This is a genomic window from Sporosarcina sp. NPDC096371 (assembly GCF_044762865.1).
Classification (GTDB): domain Bacteria; phylum Bacillota; class Bacilli; order Bacillales_A; family Planococcaceae; genus Sporosarcina.
This window is the reverse complement of sequence record NZ_JBIWFE010000007.1, coordinates 118052-137057: the sequence shown is the minus strand read 5'-3', so window position 1 is coordinate 137057 and position 19006 is coordinate 118052. Positions and strand designations below refer to the sequence as shown.

Here is a 19006-nt window from a genome sequence, read left to right as displayed (position 1 = left end):
ACCCCCATTTATCATAGAATCATTATCCGCAATTGTATCACACGACAAACAAGTTTGAACATTCCCTCAAGATGTAGTACACTCAACTTAATTAATTTAATTTATTAACTGAAGGAGGCACATCTTTTGACAAAACCAGATTTACTAGTAGAGTTTCAATCCGTCTTTAATACACCCAACCTACCGCGGTCATTTTTTGCACCGGGAAGAATTAATCTAATTGGTGAACATACCGATTATAATGGCGGTCATGTATTCCCTGCCGCTATCACATTCGGAACATATGCCCTTGCCCAAAAACGGGATGATCAAAAGTTACGTTTTTTCTCGCTAAACTTCCCTGATACCGGCATCATTGAATGTGACCTTATGGATTTAGCCTATAATAAAGCGCATGACTGGGCGAACTTCCCCAAGGGTATGATTTCCTACATGCGTGACAGTGGATTCCCTCTATCAACTGGAATGGATATCTTATTCTATGGAAACATTCCAAATGGCGCAGGTCTATCCTCGTCAGCTTCAATTGAAATGGTCACGGGTGTCCTATTAGAAGCATTGTTTGAGTTAGATATCGACCGCCTCCAGATGATTCAGCTTGGACAAAAGGTAGAAAACGACTATATCGGTGTCAGCAGCGGCATCATGGACCAATTTGCAATTGGTAAAGGCAAAAAGGGTCAAGCGATGCTATTAAATTGTCAAACGCTCGCCTACAACTATGCACCTATCGAACTAGATAACCATGTAATTATCATTGCTAACACCAATAAACAGCGAACATTGGCGGGCTCAAAATATAATGAACGGCGCGCACAATGTGAACAGGCTTTGACAGATTTACAAGTAGAACTTTCTATCCAGAGTCTCGGCGATGTATCTAACGATCAGTTTGAACAGTATAAGCATCTAATTCAAGATGCAACCAACCGACAACGAGCAAAGCACGCTGTCTATGAGAACGAACGAACTTTAACGGCTCTTCAGCAATTGCACAAAGGTAATTTAGAGGCGTTTGGTCAATTGATGAATGAATCCCATACTTCTCTTCAACAAGACTATGAAGTGACAGGCATTGAATTGGATACAATCGTCAAGGCCGCATGGGAACAACCAGGTGTTATCGGCGCGCGCATGACTGGCGCTGGCTTTGGTGGCTGTGCAATTGCCATAGTTGAAAAAGATCTTGTCGACAACTTTAAGTCCAATGTCAATCAAATCTATAGCGAAACAATTGGTTACGCGGCAACATTTTATACAGCGGCCATAGGTGACGGTGCGAGAGAACTTACTGAGGGAGTGTATTAAATGAGTGTATTGGTATTAGGCGGAGCAGGCTATATTGGGTCACATGCGGTCTATCAGTTAATCGATCAGCAAACAGATGTGGTTGTAATTGATAATCTTCAAACGGGACACAGAGAAGCGGTCCATCCCCGTGCAACGTTTTATGAGGGCGATATTCGGGACATCGAGTTTATGCGTAATGTATTTAATAAAGAATCCATCGACGCAGTTGTCCATTTTGCGGCCAATTCACTTGTTGGTGAATCCATGGAGAAACCACTTGAATACTTTGATAATAATGTCTATGGCACGCAAGTTTTACTACAAGTCATGACAGAATTTGCTGTCAAAAAAATTGTATTTTCATCGACAGCAGCGACATATGGGGAGCCGGAATTTGTTCCGATTACGGAAGACATGCCCACTAATCCGACAAACGCTTACGGGGAAACCAAGCTTACGATGGAGAAATTGATGAAATGGTGCGAACAATCCTATGGCACTCGCCATGTGGCATTACGTTATTTTAATGTGGCTGGCGCACGCCAATCTGGAGAAATCGGTGAAGATCATTCTCCAGAAACTCATCTAGTCCCTATCATTCTACAAGTCGCGCTTGGTCATCGATCACATATCACTGTTTTCGGCGAAGACTATGATACTCCTGATGGCACCTGCATCCGTGACTATGTACATGTAGAAGATTTGGCCCAAGCGCATCTGTTAGCCCTTCACTATTTAAATAATGATGGGACAAGTGATGTTTTCAATTTGGGAAGTAGTCAAGGATTTTCCGTGAAAGAAATGATTGATACGGCCCGCAACGTAACTGGGAAAGAAATACCTGAAAAAACCGGTGAACGTCGTGCAGGCGATCCAAGTACCCTAATCGCTAGCTCAGCTAAAGCTACATCACGACTAGGCTGGCAGCCAACACGAACGTCCATTGAAACAATCATACAAGATGCTTGGAACTGGCATGTCAATCATCCAAACGGCTATCAAAAGGACGTGACTAGCAAATGATTTACCAACATATTAAAGGGCTAGTAAACCAAGCGCTCGCCGCCAAACTAATCGACGATGCCGATCAAATTTATGCGACGAATCAGGTGCTAGCACTACTCAAATTAGAATCGATACCAGCCGTCATTGACAATCCAACAGTTGACTCCATTCCGAATATACTTGAACAAATCGTTGCCTATGCTGTCGAACAGAATATCATTGACAATGTTTTTGATGACAAAGAAATACTTTCAGCCACGATTATGAATTGTTTTGTGGCAAGACCTTCTGTGGTCAGCGACATCTTCCAACAAAAATATCTAGAATCTCCACAACAAGCAACCGATTATTTTTATGAACTGAGTAAAAATAGCAACTATATTCAGATGAACCGTATCCAAAAAAATGTCCACTTTAAAGCCGATACCATTTATGGTGAAATGGATATCACGATCAATCTATCAAAACCTGAAAAAGACCCTGAACAAATCAGGCGGGAAAGTGAAATAAAGCATTCAGTGAATTATCCTAAGTGCCTATTATGCATCGAAAATGAAGGCTATGCAGGTCGGGTAGGCTATCCAGCCAGAGCGAATCATCGGATTATAAAAGTACCGCTTGTCCATGAAAACTGGTATCTGCAATATTCACCCTATGTCTATTACAATGAGCACAGTATCTTACTAGCAGAACAACATCGTGATATGAAAATCAGTAAAGCAACATTTGAACGACTCCTCCATTTCGTCGTCAAATTTCCGCATTACTTTATCGGTTCAAATGCGGATTTGCCGATTGTCGGTGGGTCCATTTTAAGCCATGATCATTATCAGACAGGAAGATACGATTTCCCAATGACAAATGCTGCGACTGCATTATCATTTGAACTAAACAATTTTGCTGACGTTACTGCGGCAGTCTTGGAATGGCCTTTGACAACCATTCGCCTGCAGTGCCATCAGTTAGAAACATTGGTTGAGGCAGCTGACCATATTCTCACAACATGGCAAAGTTATGATGATGAGGAAGCCAATATCTGCGCGTTTAGCGGTGATACACCACATAATACCATTACACCGATTGCTCGAATGCGCGAACACCAATTTGAACTCGATCTTGTGTTACGAAATAATCGAACAACCGATGAGCATCCACTTGGTATTTTTCATCCTCACGCAGATGTTCATCACATCAAAAAAGAAAATATTGGGCTGATTGAAGTCATGGGGCTCGCTGTATTACCAGCCCGATTGAAAGATGAATTAGCTGAAATTAAGAGATTTTTACTAGGACAACCAAGTGATGTCCCCTCTTATCACCAACAATGGGCTGACCAGCTGCAAGAAAACTATGGACCATTATCAAGCCACGAACAAGCTGAAACCATTTTGGAAAAAGAACTTGGAGCTAAATTTGCTAAAGTACTTGGCGATGCGGGTGTTTTTAAAGACAACCTTGCTAGCGAAAGATTTATCAATACGTTAAACAAAAAGGCGGCTCAGTAAATGAAAATAGGGACGCAAGATATAAAGAATAACTGGATGTTATATACACTCACGAACCAGCACAATATGAGCATCAGCTTGTTAAACTATGGCGGCATCATTACTGAAATTAACGTTCCAAACCGGCATAACCAATTCGAAAATGTCGTACTTGGCTATAAAAATTATGCCGACTATGAAAATAACCCTAATTTTCTAGGAGCCATTATTGGTCGCGTTGCAGGAAGAATCCAAGATGCTTCCTTTACAATCGAAGATCAAACCTATGCAGTAGAAAAAAATGAAGGAATTCATCAATTACATGGCGGGAGTGGTGGATTCCACCAAGTCATTTGGACAGTGAATCCCTTTCAAACAGCAGATACTGTTGGGGTAACCTTAACACATACAAGTGAAGACGGTGAAGGCGGCTATCCCGGTACGATTAAAGTAACCGTCACCTATACATTAACGAATAACAATGAACTTATCATTGATTATGCAGCCCTATCTGATAAAACAACTGCACTGACATTAACCAATCATTCGTATTTTAATTTAACTGGTAATTTGTCTGCAACGATCCATGATCATCATGTGACAATGGATAGTGATGACTTCATTGAACTGGATTCCGGGCTTATACCGACTGGAAAAAAACTTGCTGTAACGAATACCCCGTTTGATTTTCGAAGTGGAAGAAAAATTGCTGACGGCATTCACGCCACATTTGAACAAAATAGAGTCGTTGGTCATGGCTATGATCATTATTTTCTCTTTAATCATGATAAGCAATATAATATAGTTGTAATAGATGAAATCAGTGGACGCATGATGAAAATCAAGACCAACCAGCCTGGCGTTGTCATGTACACAGCAAATGGCCTTGAGGAAGGCCTTGAGTTAGCAGAAGGAATATCAAGACAGTATCTAGGTATTTGTTTTGAAACCCAAGCCTCCCCTGCATCCTTACATCATGAAGGCTTTCCGACTGTCATCCTAGATGCCCATGTCCCCTATGACAAACAGACTGTGTTTTCTTTTGGTCTAGCGGAATAATACGTTAGGAGAGTTCAACTATGCGACAAGGTACGTTCCAGTGGATGAAATCCGTTAATAAATCCATCATCTTAAATAAAATCCGGACAGATGCGCCCATTTCGCGGGCGCAAATTGCCAAAGAGACCAAGTTGACGCCCCCGACTGTGAGCGGTAACGTGAAAGAATTGATTGAGCAAGGCATTGTCAAAGAAAGCATGCTTGGCGAGTCCCAGGGTGGACGAAAGCCGACTATGCTACTTATTAACCACCAAGCCTTTTACGTCATTGGTGTAGATGCAGGAACGGCTATGATAAAATGTATACTTGTCGATTTATCTGGAAAAGTGATCCAGCGGTCTTCCCGTAAGTTAACAACACCGATAACAAATGCTCAATTTCTAACCATTTTAAAAGATTGTATTCATGCTGTAATGCCCGCCTCCCCTTCAATCTCCGATAAAGTGATCGGGATAGGCGTTGCGATGCATGGTGTGGTCGAAGTGGAAACAGGAACATCACTTTTCGCTCCGAATTTACAAATGACAAATATCCCTATAAAAGATCAGCTTGAAAAAGAATTTGACTTAGAAGTGAAAGTGGAGAATGATGCACGTGCAATGGCGTTGGGTGAATCCTGGTTTGGAAATCATGACCTAGTCGATAGCATGCTGACAGTGAATATCGGTCATGGTGTGGGTGCGGGGCTTGTTGTAGATGGGAAATTGTATCATGGTGCACAAGATATCGCGGGTGAAGTTGGCCATATGACCATAGACATGCATGGCCAAGTTTGCGAATGCGGCAATCAAGGCTGTTTACAAACCTTTATATCAGGTCCAGCGATTGTCAGACGGGCAGAAGCACAAATTGCTACCAACAACCAACCGCTTACTGCGGCAGAAATCTATCAATCCGCGACGGATGGCGATGAAAACTATATCACACTTTTAAAAGACACAGGGAAGGTAATTGGAATAGGCTTAACAAATCTCATACATATTATTAACCCCGAGAAAATTGTACTTGGCGGTGGTGTTATGAAATCTGCAAAGTTTATTTTACCTGAAATCCGTAAAACAATTGAGGCACGGGCATTAACACCACGGGCCAAACAAACAGCTGTCACCATCACCAAACACGGCGATGATGCCACGTTGATGGGTGCGGTATCTTTACTTCTGGTCGATTTATTTGCGCCCGTCTGATAGGATGAATAATAATTATCTTATAGGAGTTGTTTGTTATGAGGTTCGGTATTATTGGAACGAATTGGATTACAGATCGGTTGATTAAAGACGCCAAAGCACATCCTGAATTCAGCATTGGGGCAGTCTATTCGAGAACTGAGGAAACCGGCAGGAATTTCGCGGATAACTATCAAGTCAAAAATGTCTATACAGATATGGAAGAGATGTTTCAAAGCGGGGATATTGATGCGGTTTATATTGCTTCCCCTAACGCCTTCCACGCGGAACAAAGTATTTTAGCAATGCAAAATGGCATTCATGTGCTTTGTGAAAAACCTGCTGTTACTTCTGTAGACGAAATGGATCGAGTGATTCGAGCATCCAAAGACTACCAAACTACGTATATGGAAGCGATGAAACCAACTGTTACACCTACTTTTCTTAATTTAAAAAAGCATTTGCATAAAATTGGTCCATTGCGTCGATTTGTTTTTCATTATAATCAATACTCTTCGCGCTACGACAAATACAAGAATGGCATTATCGAAAATGCCTTCAAACCTGAGCTTGGCAATGGCGCGATGATGGATTTAGGCGTCTATACAATCGCCCCTCTTATTCATTTAGTCGGCGAGCCTAAGTCTGTACTGAAAAATGACTATTTATTATCGACAGGTGCGATTGGTCAAGGTAGTATGATTTTACAGTATGATCATTTTGAAGCGGTTTTGATGTACTCCAAAATTTCGGATTCCTATTATCCAAGTGAAATTCAAGGAGAAAATGGTGTTATTGAGATTGATAAAATCAGTGAGCCTAGTCAGATTGTCATCAGATATCGAGATGGTCAAACGGAGGATATTTCCGTACAGCATGACTATGATTCTATGTATTATGAAGTAGCGGAGTTTATAGCCTGCGTGAACAATAAGCAGATTGAATCCACGATTAATACACATGAGATTTCTCGTAGTGTGGCGAAGTTGCTGGCTGAATAGGTAAGAATTCTATTGAACCCGGTGTAATGTCTTTACTTTGTTTACTCAATTCAAAAAGTCGTCTTGTATGAATGTTAAACTCAGACAAGACGACTTTTTTACTTTTCAAAAATAGCACGAATTGCAGTGGCATTTTGTGCTGCACTTTCTACTGGATCTTTTGTAAAATGCTCTTGTTCAACAACAAACCACCTGACGCTATGTTTTTTCCCTTGTTGAATATAATCTGCTAGTGGCAGTGTCCCGGTGCCTAGCTCTGTAGAAATATGCTGGTCCCCTCCCACCTTCATATCTTTAACATGCAATGATACACAACGGTCTGCATAGTTTTCAATAATATCTACTGGATTATTGCCCGTATAAGCAGCCCAGAAGCAATCTAGCTCTATTTTTAAATGATTTGCATCCGTATTTTCAAAGAGGATATCAAACCCAGTTTTACCGTCAAATTTCGTAAACTCAAAATCATGGTTATGATAGCCTAATGAAAACCCTTTGGCATGTAGCTGTTTCCCAATGTCATTTAACCAGGCCGCAGTTCTTTGATAGTCCTCGGCAGTAGTTCGCATATTTTCCGGCAAATAAAGAACGATGATATAATAATTTCCTTTTGACCTCTTCAGCTGGATGATTGAAAAACCCTGCGAACTGGACAGCTGAATATCCCATAGCTGCTACCTTTTCCAACATTCCTAATAAATCCTTCTCTACTTCTTCCCGAATGGACCACAATTGCAAACCTATTTGTCCCATTACTTCCCCTCCCTTAAAATTGTATCGCCTTCCCCGTTTCCGCAGATTCATAAATCGCATTGACGATTTTTTGAATGATGAGCCCTTGTTCTGGAGTACTTAATGGTGTCTTCCCTTCCAAGCAACAAGATACAAATTGATTGATTTCAAGTTGATGTCCATTTGTTTCTGATAGATAAGCAGGTGTACTGTCGATTAACGTATTATATTTCTCCTGATATATTTTCAAAGGAAAAATATCAGCACCGCCTTTATTCCCCATCAAAGAAACTTGCATCGTCTCATCCTTTTCAACATTTGCCGCAAATGCCGCCTCCAACGTTAAAGTGGCACCATTTTTAAAGGTCACCATCCCGATAGCCATGTCCTCAACGGTATAATTTTCATGGTCCCACTCACCAAGCAGGCCAACCCCTTTTTTATGGCCAATCTGTTGATGGATTTTGCCTAGTACAACCTCTGGCTCTGGATAGCCCATCAAATAAAGCGCAGTATCGAGCATATGAACGCCAATATCAATTAACGGGCCCCCGCCTTGTAACTCCTTATTTGTGAATACACCCCAGCCTGGAATCCCTCTTCTGCGAATCGCATGGACACGGGCCGAGTAAATATCACCCATTTCCCCCGCATCAATAAACGCTTTTGCGATTTCCACTTCTGGTCGATAGCGATAATGAAAGCCGTACGTTAAAATCTTTCCTGCTTCATTTGCCGCCTTGACCATTTGTTCAGCTTCTTCCACAGTCATCGCCGGCGGTTTTTCACACAGTACATGACAGCCCGCCTCCAGTGCCGCAATCGTCGCTTCTGCATGAAACTTATTCGGCACACAAACACTAACCGCATCTAATTTTACTGTTGCTAACATTTCTTGATATGAATCAAATACATGCGGAATCGCAAATTTGTCCGCAACTTCCTGCGCCCGTTCGACTGCAATATCCGCAATCGCGACGATTTCAACCTTGTTACCGCTGTTCAAATAACTAGGAATATGTACACCACTTGCAATGCCACCAGCACCAATAATTCCAACTCTTAATACAGTCATATAGAACACTCTTTTCTTTATTAGATTGAAACGACCTAAAAAATTGTGCTGTATGAATACCTACCCCATACAGCACAATTTTACTACTTATTAATCTATTACGCCAAAGCGAAATTGTGTCCAATGAATCAAGTTACACCCACCACATATCAGCAGGCTGATCCTTAATCAAAACCGTTTTCAAATTCGTTACAGCACGTGAAAATCCTTCATCAATCGACATCAACGGATCCTCATGCTCAATACTAACGACATAATCATAACCAAATGTCCGCAAAGCACTCATCATATCCGACCATTCCTGGATACTATGACCGCAACCAACAGATCTAAATGTCCAAGCGCGTGTTTGCACATCTCCATAAGGTTGCATATCTGTTAACCCATGCATGTTCACATTATCTTGGTCTATGAATGTATCTTTGGCATGGAAATGATGAATCGCATTTTCTTTTCCTAAAATCTTAATCGCGCCAACAGGATCAATTCCCTGCCACCATAGATGGCTCGGGTCCAAGTTAGCCCCGATAGCAGGTGAAGTTGCCTCCCTTAATTTCAACAGCGTATATGGTGTATGCACTGAAAAACCACCGTGTAACTCAATGCCAATTTTGACACCATGATCCTCCGCAAACTTCCCTTGTTCTTTCCAATACGGAATGAGTTTTTGTTCCCATTGCCAGTTATAAATATCCGAATACTCGGTTGGCCATGGCGAAACTGGCCAACTTGGTTGCTTGGAATCCTCATGCGCTCCTGGCGTTCCAGAAAACGTATTAACGACAGGAACCCCTAGTAACTGTGCTAGTTTCACGGTTTTAACGAATATATCATGCGCTTGTTGTGCAACTAGTTTGTTAGGTGACACAGGGTTGCCATGACAGCTGAACGCACTAATCGTTAGCCCACGAGACTGCACTTTTTCCAAATAATCCTTACGTTTGTCTTCACTGGCCAATAGCTCATCGACGTTACAATGGGCATCGCCAGGATAGCCTCCCGTACCAATTTCAACCGCTTCGACACCTGCATTTTTCACATGATCCAGCATGTCTTCAAATGATTTTTCCGCAAATAGAACAGCGAATACGCCTAGTTTCATGAATCGCACCCTCAATCGTTAAATTTTACTGTATTGTTTTGTCTCCATAGACTCCAAAGCTGCTAGAATCACCTCTAATGATTTCATGCCTTCTTCACCATTAATAAGTGGCTCTATATCTTGAACAATTGAATCAACAAAATGGTTGATGACATGCGTAGTTGTTTGACCACCTTCCGCATTCGACTGAATTGCGCCTAATTCATAGTTGACGACTTCTCCACTTTTATAGTTCACAATGAGTGAATATTTCGGGTCATCTTCTAAACGCAGCGTAGCATGCTCGCCATAAATAATCGTAGAATTATCTTCTTTTGCTGTATATGCCCAACTAGCCGCCAGCGTACCAATGACGCCACTTGCGGATTTTAAAATACAAACTGCATTGTCATCAACATCTGTATTTTTTTTCGCACTTGTTTCGATAAAGCCAGCGACCTCGACAAACTCTTCACCCAGTAAGTAACGGAGTAAATCTGCTTTATGTACACCAAGATCCCCCATCGCTCCGATAAAAGCCTGCTCCTTTTTAAAGAACCAGCTTTCCTTACCATCAACACTCCATCCTTCAGGACCTCCATGTCCAAATGCAGTTCTGAAGCTATAGATTTTACCGATTTCTCCACTAGCAATTAATGCTCTCGCCTTCTGATGCGATGACACAAATCGTTGGTTGTGAGCAATCATCAGTTTTTTATCATTTCTTTTTGCCGCTTCAATCATAGCTTGCGCTTCTTCTCTAGATGTCGCCATCGGTTTTTCGCACAGAACATGACAATCAGCCTGTAGGGCAGCAATCGACACGGGTGCGTGTAAATAGTTCGGTAAACACACACTCACTGCATCTACTTTTTCAACTTCAAGTAACTCTTTATAGTCCGTATAAGGCTTCGCACTATATTTTTGTGCCATTTCTTGTGCTCTTTCTTCGACAATGTCACAGACCGCGACAATTTCTACTCCAGAATGGTTTTCATATTCCCCTAAATGCCTATATTTAGCAATGCTTCCGCAACCAATAACTGCAACTCTTAATTTTGACATTGAACTCACTCCCCTTGTTGTTTTATTCGTTTAAACTAGCAATTTTCTCTAATGGCTTCGCATTGCCATAAATCGGTGTTGGTGTATTCGAATTTACAGCCCATTTCACTGCATTACGAATCACCGTTTGCACATCTTCATTGTAATAAGTAGGATATGTTTCATGACCCGGTCGGAAATAAAAGATCTTACCTTTACCGCGCTTAAACGTCGCCCCACTTCTAAAAATTTCTCCACCTTCAAACCAGCTGACAAACACTAACTCATCAGGTGCTGGGATATCAAAATGCTCACCGTACATTTCTTCTTTCTCAAGTTCAATATATTCTCCAATACCCGCTGTAATCGGGTGGCTCGGATCCACGACCCATAGCCTTTCCTTCTCATCCGCTTCGCGCCATTTCAGGTCACAAGTTGTGCCCATTAACGTCTTAAAGATTTTAGAAAAGTGAGCGGAATGCAAGACGATCAAGCCCATGCCTTCTAGTACCCGCTTCTTAACTCTTTCCACTACATCGTCCTGTACTTCATCATGCGCAAGATGGCCCCACCAAACGAGTACATCTGTCGCGTTTAATACCTCTTCCGTTAAACCGTGGTCAGGTTCATCGAGTGTTGCTGTTGTTACCTGGTTAGAAGTTTGTTGTAAAAAGTCCGCAATGGCTCCGTGGATTCCTTTGGGATAAATCTCTGCGACAACTGGATTTTTTTGTTCATGACGATTTTCATTCCACACGACAATATTCATTGATAATCTCTCCCCTAAAGTTGTATGTTGCACTACTTCGCGCAATCGGTTGCACTATTAAGCAAAATTACGAATCCCTACGTAATTTTTTAACCCTTTGGAGCTACACATGATTTTCTTTCCACAATTGAAGTCGGTATGACCACACTCTTTTTAAACATGGAAGGATCTTTTACCAGTTCTATCAAACAGCTTGCTGACTCATAGCCTAATTGAAATATCTGTGTATCAACAGTGGTTAAAGGCGGATTGGATACTCTTGAAATGATTGAATTATTAAAGCTTATTAAACTTATATCATCTGGCACCTTCTTGCCTCTCTCGCTTAAAGCAGATAAAATAATTAACGCATTTAAGTCATTTGTCACAACTAATGCCGTAGGTGGATTAGCTAACTCCATGAGTTCAGTAATTACTCTTCCCCCATGATTAGCATCCGGTTGCAAGTTTTTTAGATATTGCTCTGGAATGTCAAGTTGCCTCTCTTTCATCGCTTGACTAAAACCATTTAAGCGGGCTTCTCCAACTTCAAACTCCGTGTCTTCACCAATAAACGCAATCTTGGAATGTCCAAGATTCAGTAAATAATCGGTAGCCTCTTTTGATGCTTGCACATTATCGTTGTCGACAAACATGATCTTACTGGGTTCTATTAAAGGTTTCCCAATGACGACAAAAGGGATGCCAGATTCGATTAAATACGGAACGACCCGATCATCTTTTTTGGAGTACAAGACGATCATGCCATCGACCCTTTTTCCACGCACCATTTTTACCGTATCATTAAAAATTTCTTCCTCAGATTCCCCAGTCGTAAGACTGATACTGAAATCATACTTACTGCACAACCCACTGATTCCCCTAATTACCTCGGGGAAAAAGGTATTATACATTGATTCCTCAGTGGAATTCTTCATAACAATGCCAATCGTTTTCGTCGACTGTTGGGCAAGGTTTCGAGCATTATAATTCATATGATAGCCCATTTCATCCATAACTTTATGAACTTTTCGTTTCGTTTTATCACTAATATGCGGGCTATCTGAAAGCACACGTGAAACAGTGGATGGGGCTACATTCGCCCGCGCTGCAACATCCTTTATCGTTACCGACATAACCTTCATCCTTTATTTTTTATTTATTTCAATTTTACTTTTATCAATGAAATCGATTGCACGGATAGACATTTACGTCCAATCACCATTTGTGTAACAGTCGCAATAATTATATAATTTCAGACTACCATTGCTTTTTGAATAGTGCAACATAAATATAGAAATGCATTTTCGCTACACATACACTTCAATATATTTTTCAAAGTAATAGAAAACACATTATTTATTAGCGCCAGCCTTTAAACCCTCTACAAGGTGATCTTGGAAGATAAAGAATAGAATTGTAATTGGAATAGCTACTAATACAGCCCCTGCTGCAAATGTTGTAAACTCTGTATTCCCTTGCCCCGTAACCATTTCAAATAGACCAACAGCCAGTGTTTTCTTTTCCCCAGATCTTAGAATTAATCTTGCAAAAATAAAATCCATCCATGGACCAATAAAGTTATTGATCGCGATAAAAACAATAATCGGCTTTGATAGAGGTAACATCACTTTGAAAAAAATCGTTATATGACCCGCACCATCCATTTTTGCAGCTTCATCAAGACTTCTAGGAAGTCCATCGAAATAGCCTTTTACAAGCCAGGCACCGAATGGAATTGAACCACCAGCGTACACTAAAATTAATCCCCAATGATTATCTAGTAATCCCATCTGTAGCAAAAGAATATAAATAGCAATCATCCCCATAAAACCAGGGAACATCTGTAGTACAAGCATCGCCATTAATCCCTGCGTCCTACCTGGGAAACGAAATCTTGAAAAAGCATAGGCAGCTGAAACTATTAATAAAGTGGATATTATCATATTCCAAAAAGCGATTTTCAAGGTGTTTTTATACCAAGTTAGATAATTCGTTTCTTTAAATAAGTAGATATAATGATCAAATGAAAATGATTCAGGAATTAACCTTGTTGAAAATAACGAGCTACCTGGATTTAAAGAACCAGTAATGATCCACACAACGGGATATAATACAATGATAGCCGTAATGACTAGAACGATGTAAATCAATGCATTACTTATTTTCTGTTTAAAAAATAGTCCATTCACGACATCATATCCTCCTCTTTAAACGCTCTTGTATTTCTGAAGTTAATGATGGAGAAGATTGCAATAATAATGAAAATTAATATTGACACAACTGACGCAATCGCAAATTGACCATTATCAAGTGTAAGTTTATAGATCCAACTTATCAAAATATCTGTGGAGCCAGCATAGTTATAGTCCATATTTACCGGACCACCCTGAGTCATTAAGTAAATGATATTGAAGTTATTAAAGTTTCCTGCAAACGACATAATAGCTAGGGGTGCTGTTGAAAACATAACCAATGGCATCGTAATCTTCCAAAATCGTTGGACAGATGTAGCGCCATCCACTTGGGCAGCTTCAAATAGCTCCTTATCAATACTTGTAATAACCCCACTCATTAAAATCATCCAAAATGGGAAACCAAACCACATATTGACAACAACGAGGGTCATCTTTGCAAGCAGTGGATCCGACAACCAAGGGATTGCTGTATCAATAATACCTAAATCCATCAAATAGCGATTTATCGGACCAAATTGTCCATTAAATATATTTCTCATAATTAGGATGGAGATAAATTGCGGGATTGCCCAAGGAAGTATAAAAATACTTCGCCAAAACTTTTTAAATCTTATCCCTTTCTGGCTTATCAACACCGCAAAAATCAAACCTAAAAAGAATGTTGTCACTGTGGCAAGTATTGCCCAAATGACTGTCCAGCCGAATACCCCATAAAATGTAGTACTCCATGTCTTCATCTGAAATAATCGAATGAATGTATCAAGTCCTACCCAATCTACTAAACTTTTTGGTGGCAAGTAATTGGGTGCCGAATAGTTCGTAAAAGCAATTAAAACACCAAATAGTAACGGCAAAACAGTTAAGAATGATGTAAATAATACAGATGGCGTTAGGAGTATATAAGGAAAGCCGTTTTCCCAGATATTCTTAACCATTTCCTTTGTATTATTAGGTTTAATGCCTTCTTGTCGCTTTACGGCAACTTTATAAGCATCTCGGATATTAAAATAATAAAACCATAAAAGAAGGATGAAAGAAATTAAAAACAAGATTCCTTCTATTAATAAGAAGATTGAATGATCACCTTGAACGACTTCAAAGCCTTTTTGTATTTGTGGCGTTTCCCCAAGTGTTGTTAGCCCCCACATCGCCCATTGAAATGGCACTGTCCAAAATAACAGCAAATAGATTTCAAGCAATATAAAACTAATGCCCTTCACATATTGCTTATTGTATAGTTGGCCTAATCCCATAAATAGAAATGAAAATAATGCCGCCTTCTTTGCATTTGTAAAGAAGGATTTTTTTGGTGTCGGTGGTTCTTTTTTAAGAGTAGATGAGTGTTCATCCGTCACACTTTTCTCGACAGCATACATATAGATCCCTCCATTTAAAGCAAGAGCCAACACTCCAATTAGTCTCGGCTCTGCTTTTCATACTTACAATTATTTCATCTGGGAGTCAATTGCTTCTCGTATTTGTTTGGCGCCTTTATCAAGAGCAGCTTTAGGCTCTTCAGACCCATTCCAAATGGCTGTAAATGCTACTTCCATTCCCCCCCATACCAATTCCATCGCAGGAATGTTTGGCATAGATATCGCGTGTTGTGCTTGTCTTAAGAAAGCAATATTATATTCATTTTCTTTAATTTCCTCACTTTCAAGCAATGCGATAGAAGGTGGTAGCTGATTCGTTATTTCATAACGCTTTAAGAGCATTTCATCACTTGTTGCAAACTTTGCAAACGTTGTCGCTGCTTTTGGATACTTACTATATGAGTTCACAAACAACGCTTTCACACCAGAAAATGTAGTAGGAACGACGCCATTTTCCAACTTTGGCATTGTTGTTACCCCTAAATTCACACCAGCTTCAAGATGCCCTTTCAACGCCCAAGGTCCTGTCATGTTATACAAGAGCTTTCCTTCGTTAAAATAGGAACCAATGACATCTCCTGTAATATCTTCCTTCTTAATTGGAAGTAGTTCATTGTGAATCATTTTTATAAATTCACCAGCTTTAACCGCACCTTCATTATTTAGACCAAGGTCATCCGGATTGGTATTATCGTTGCCAAATATATAACCACCGTATCCACCCAGAAATGCATGTGTAAAGTAGAAGTTTCCAGGCTCAAGCATAAATCCATATGAACCTGGATTTTGTGCCATAAATTGCTTAGACTGCTCTATCAATTCATCCATAGTTTCTGCCGGCTCAAATCCCATGCTGTCCAGCAAATCTTTGTTGTAGTAAAGTGCAACCGTTTCAATGGCCAGAGGGAAACCATATGTTTTCAGTTCGTCATCAGAAACGATGGAAACCCCTTGCATGGCGCTTTCCATGAAGCGTTCATTATATTCATCAGCAAAATAATTTTCATAAATTAAACCAGCAGTATTCATATTCCCCACATGATCATGTGGCGCCATAAATACATCCCCACCTAAACCGGCTGGTCCATCCGTTTGAAGTTTACCAGGAGCATCCGTATGTGCTACTTCTTCTATCGTAACTGGGAATCCATATTCTTCAGTAAACTTTTCAGCAACGTATCGGATCCATTCTCCTTCTTCACCTTCACTGTTAGCCCAAACTACTAATTTAGCATCGTCTTCTGGTTCTAGTTCCCCCGTTTCACTAGACCCTGCTTCCTTATTATCCTCAGTCCCACCTTGCCCTTGTTCACCATTCACTCCTGGACTACCTGGTTTGCTACAAGCTGCTAATACAACTAATAACATGAGAGTAAATAGTAGTTTTAAAGAATTTTTCAAAATAACCCACCCCTTCGTTTTTAATTAGCACATATTAAATAAACAACTTTACACACATAAATTCCTTCGACATCCATACACCCTACTCGTTTAAGATACTCGTTACTTAATCAATTCCTTTCTTCAACTGCTGAATTCTATGAAACCGTTTGCATTGATTTCATAATTCTCATTATACATATACTCTAAGTAATTTCAATTATTATTTTTTTCACTTTACGAAAGAGGCAATTACTATTATCATGGCATTAACGCTTATCCAACAGCGTAGTTATTCAAATATTGTACCTAGTAGACTTGGAATGGCTTTGAAAACCTATTCAAAGTCTAATAGAGTTATGATGTTGTAAAACAATATCTGTGCAAACGTTTGTATAAAAAGGAGGTTATTGATTTGTTAAAAGAAGCAATTTATCATCGGCCAAAAAATAACTTTGCATATGCCTATGACAAAGAAACACTTCATATTGTCTTGCAAACCAAAAAAGATGATGTAACTGCTGTTACATTAGTCTATGGAGATCCTTATCACTGGAATGAAGGAAAATGGGTAACCAAGACACTGAAAATGCAGAAAACGGGTTCAACAAACCTGTTTGACTATTGGTTTATAGCGGTTTCTCCAGAATTTCGTCGTATGCGCTATGGCTTCAAATGTATGGACGGCAGTGAAATATGCTATTATATGGAGCGCGGATTTTTTGATGCACAACCAAGCGATACATCACAATATTTTTGTTTTCCCTATTTAAATAATGCGGATGTATTTGATGCACCTGCATGGGTAAAGGATACAATTTGGTATCAAATTTTCCCTGACCGATTTGCGAATGGCGATAAGCGTATAAATCCTCGGCGAACTTTACCTTGGGGAAGCACTGCACCCACAACCACTAACTTTTTTGGTGGGGATTTTAAAGGAGTCATTGATCATCTTGATTATTTAGTTGACCTTGGCATTAACGGCATTTACTTTACGCCGATATTTAAAGCGCATTCTAACCATAAATACGACACCATGGATTATATGGAAATCGATCCGCAGTTTGGTGATAAAGAAACATTTCGTCTTCTTGTGGAAGAGTGTCACGCCAGAGGGATTCGCGTCATGCTGGATGCCGTATTTAATCATAGCGGTTTTTACTTTGGACCCTTTCAGGATGTATTACGAAACCAAGAAAAGTCGATTTACAAGGATTGGTTTCACATTTGGGACTTCCCTGTCGTAACCGAACCTAAGCCTAATTATGATGCATTCGCTTTTGTTGAAACTATGCCAAAGTTAAATACTGAAAATGCCGAAGTAAAAGCCTATTTTTTAGATGTTGCACGCTATTGGATTGAGGAGTTTGATATTGATGGATGGCGGCTTGACGTTGCAAACGAAGTCGATCATGCTTTTTGGCGTGAATTTCGACAAGTGGTTAAGCGTGCGAAGCCCGATGCCTATATTTTAGGTGAAATCTGGCATGACTCGATGCCGTGGTTACAAGGTGATCAATTTGATGCTGTCATGAACTATCCATTTACAAATGGAGCGATTGATTACTTTGCAAAAAATGAGATGGATGCTGAAACGTTTGCCCATTCTATAACTGAGGTATTACATATGTACCCAGCAAACGTGAACGAAGTAGCATTCAACTTACTAGATAGTCATGATACTCCTCGAATGCTAACATTAGCGGATGGCAACATTGACAAAGTGAAATTATTATACCTGTTTCAACTCTCATTTATCGGAACCCCTTGCCTTTATTACGGTGATGAAATAGGTATGGTCGGTGGACAAGATCCGGGTTGCCGTGCATGTATGATATGGGATGACACCGAGCAAAACCATGCATTATTAAATTATGTTCGGGCGTTGATTCGCCTTCGCAAAACTGATCCTGTTTTCGGAAACGGCGGTAGCTTTCGGTTTATTTATGCTGACAATGTTAGTAGCAGTGTGATTTACGAAAAGTACAATGACGAGAAACGCATGATTTTTGTCATAAACAATAGTGATCAATCAATAACAATACCAGTTGTACGGGAATTCGTAGGCGAAGAGCTTCAAGAGTATTGTTTTGAAAACGCACTCGTTTTGAAAGCTACTACCCCGGTTTTCAAGACGGATTCAATGATCCAGATAGACCCGTACGGCTATAAAGTTTTTGAAATGAAAATGGATTAACACAAACTATACAAATTGTGGGTAGTCAAAACGTATTGGCAGGTATTCTTTCTATAGAACCCGTTAATTCTATTTGAGTTAATGGGTTTTATCCTTCTATTCGGCTTAGTTAATCAGTCGAAAATACGTACACCCTGTATCCGTAATTTAAATGGATAGATTCAAAA

Annotated in this window: 17 protein-coding genes; 7 read left to right on the top strand and 10 right to left on the bottom strand. The window is 40.1% G+C overall.

Going from position 1 to position 19006, the window contains the following annotated elements:
* Positions 1-126 precede the first annotated feature (126 nt).
* The 6 genes from ACIQ0H_RS17325 to ACIQ0H_RS17300 are packed head-to-tail and all read left to right on the top strand — an operon-like array spanning position 127 to position 7005.
* The gene (locus ACIQ0H_RS17325) at positions 127-1308 is read left to right on the top strand and encodes a galactokinase (protein WP_403417426.1); all 1182 of its coding nucleotides are present in this window, start codon (positions 127-129) and stop codon (positions 1306-1308) included.
* Positions 1309-2313 carry a UDP-glucose 4-epimerase GalE gene (gene galE, locus ACIQ0H_RS17320; RefSeq protein WP_403417423.1) on the top strand — a complete coding sequence of 335 codons (1005 nt, stop codon included), beginning with the start codon at positions 1309-1311 and terminating at the stop codon, positions 2311-2313. It abuts the gene before it with no gap.
* Positions 2310-3800 (top strand): UDP-glucose--hexose-1-phosphate uridylyltransferase, encoded by a 1491-nt coding sequence (gene galT / locus ACIQ0H_RS17315; RefSeq protein ID WP_403417421.1) that lies wholly within the window; start codon positions 2310-2312, stop codon positions 3798-3800. Before galE ends, galT begins: the two co-directional genes overlap by 4 nt.
* Positions 3801-4838: an aldose epimerase family protein gene (locus tag ACIQ0H_RS17310; RefSeq protein WP_403417420.1), complete on the top strand. Its 1038-nt coding sequence runs from the start codon at positions 3801-3803 to the stop codon at positions 4836-4838.
* A 20-nt stretch (positions 4839-4858) separates the two neighbouring features.
* The gene (locus tag ACIQ0H_RS17305) at positions 4859-6025 is read left to right on the top strand and encodes an ROK family transcriptional regulator (protein ID WP_403417418.1); all 1167 of its coding nucleotides are present in this window, start codon (positions 4859-4861) and stop codon (positions 6023-6025) included.
* Between the two features lie 38 nt (positions 6026-6063).
* Positions 6064-7005 carry a Gfo/Idh/MocA family protein gene (locus tag ACIQ0H_RS17300; RefSeq protein WP_403417416.1) on the top strand — a complete coding sequence of 314 codons (942 nt, stop codon included), beginning with the start codon at positions 6064-6066 and terminating at the stop codon, positions 7003-7005.
* Between the two features lie 98 nt (positions 7006-7103).
* Here ACIQ0H_RS17300 and ACIQ0H_RS17295 read toward each other — a convergent pair whose 3' ends face one another.
* From ACIQ0H_RS17295 to ACIQ0H_RS17250, 10 genes are all read right to left on the bottom strand, one after another.
* Positions 7104-7574, bottom strand: a complete 471-nt coding sequence (locus ACIQ0H_RS17295) for a sugar phosphate isomerase/epimerase family protein (RefSeq protein WP_403417413.1) — start codon at positions 7572-7574, stop codon at positions 7104-7106.
* Entirely contained in the window at positions 7525-7758 is a 234-nt protein-coding gene (locus tag ACIQ0H_RS17290; protein WP_403417411.1) for a hypothetical protein, read from the bottom strand. The genes ACIQ0H_RS17295 and ACIQ0H_RS17290 overlap by 50 nt, the downstream gene beginning before the upstream one ends.
* 13 nt (positions 7759-7771) lie before the next feature.
* The gene (locus tag ACIQ0H_RS17285) at positions 7772-8812 is read right to left on the bottom strand and encodes a Gfo/Idh/MocA family protein (RefSeq protein ID WP_403417409.1); all 1041 of its coding nucleotides are present in this window, start codon (positions 8810-8812) and stop codon (positions 7772-7774) included.
* A 133-nt stretch (positions 8813-8945) separates the two neighbouring features.
* The gene (locus tag ACIQ0H_RS17280; RefSeq protein ID WP_403417407.1) at positions 8946-9914 is read right to left on the bottom strand and encodes a sugar phosphate isomerase/epimerase family protein; all 969 of its coding nucleotides are present in this window, start codon (positions 9912-9914) and stop codon (positions 8946-8948) included.
* 18 nt (positions 9915-9932) lie between these two features.
* Positions 9933-10958: a Gfo/Idh/MocA family protein gene (locus tag ACIQ0H_RS17275; protein WP_403417405.1), complete on the bottom strand. Its 1026-nt coding sequence runs from the start codon at positions 10956-10958 to the stop codon at positions 9933-9935.
* A gap of 22 nt (positions 10959-10980) precedes the next feature.
* Positions 10981-11706 (bottom strand): ThuA domain-containing protein, encoded by a 726-nt coding sequence (locus ACIQ0H_RS17270; protein WP_403417402.1) that lies wholly within the window; start codon positions 11704-11706, stop codon positions 10981-10983.
* 89 nt (positions 11707-11795) lie between these two features.
* Positions 11796-12821, bottom strand: a complete 1026-nt coding sequence (locus tag ACIQ0H_RS17265) for a LacI family DNA-binding transcriptional regulator (protein WP_403417400.1) — start codon at positions 12819-12821, stop codon at positions 11796-11798.
* A gap of 219 nt (positions 12822-13040) precedes the next feature.
* The gene (locus tag ACIQ0H_RS17260; protein ID WP_403417398.1) at positions 13041-13877 is read right to left on the bottom strand and encodes a sugar ABC transporter permease; all 837 of its coding nucleotides are present in this window, start codon (positions 13875-13877) and stop codon (positions 13041-13043) included.
* Complete coding sequence (locus ACIQ0H_RS17255) at positions 13874-15259, bottom strand: sugar ABC transporter permease (protein WP_403417396.1); 1386 nt, start codon at positions 15257-15259, stop codon at positions 13874-13876. The genes ACIQ0H_RS17260 and ACIQ0H_RS17255 overlap by 4 nt, the downstream gene beginning before the upstream one ends.
* Before the next feature lie 69 nt (positions 15260-15328).
* Positions 15329-16660, bottom strand: coding sequence for a sugar ABC transporter substrate-binding protein (locus ACIQ0H_RS17250; RefSeq protein WP_403417393.1), 1332 nt, complete (start codon positions 16658-16660; stop codon positions 15329-15331).
* A 394-nt stretch (positions 16661-17054) separates the two neighbouring features.
* Between ACIQ0H_RS17250 and ACIQ0H_RS17245 the strand changes: the two genes are divergently transcribed.
* Positions 17055-18839 (top strand): glycoside hydrolase family 13 protein, encoded by a 1785-nt coding sequence (locus ACIQ0H_RS17245; protein ID WP_403417390.1) that lies wholly within the window; start codon positions 17055-17057, stop codon positions 18837-18839.
* Positions 18840-19006 lie beyond the last annotated feature (167 nt).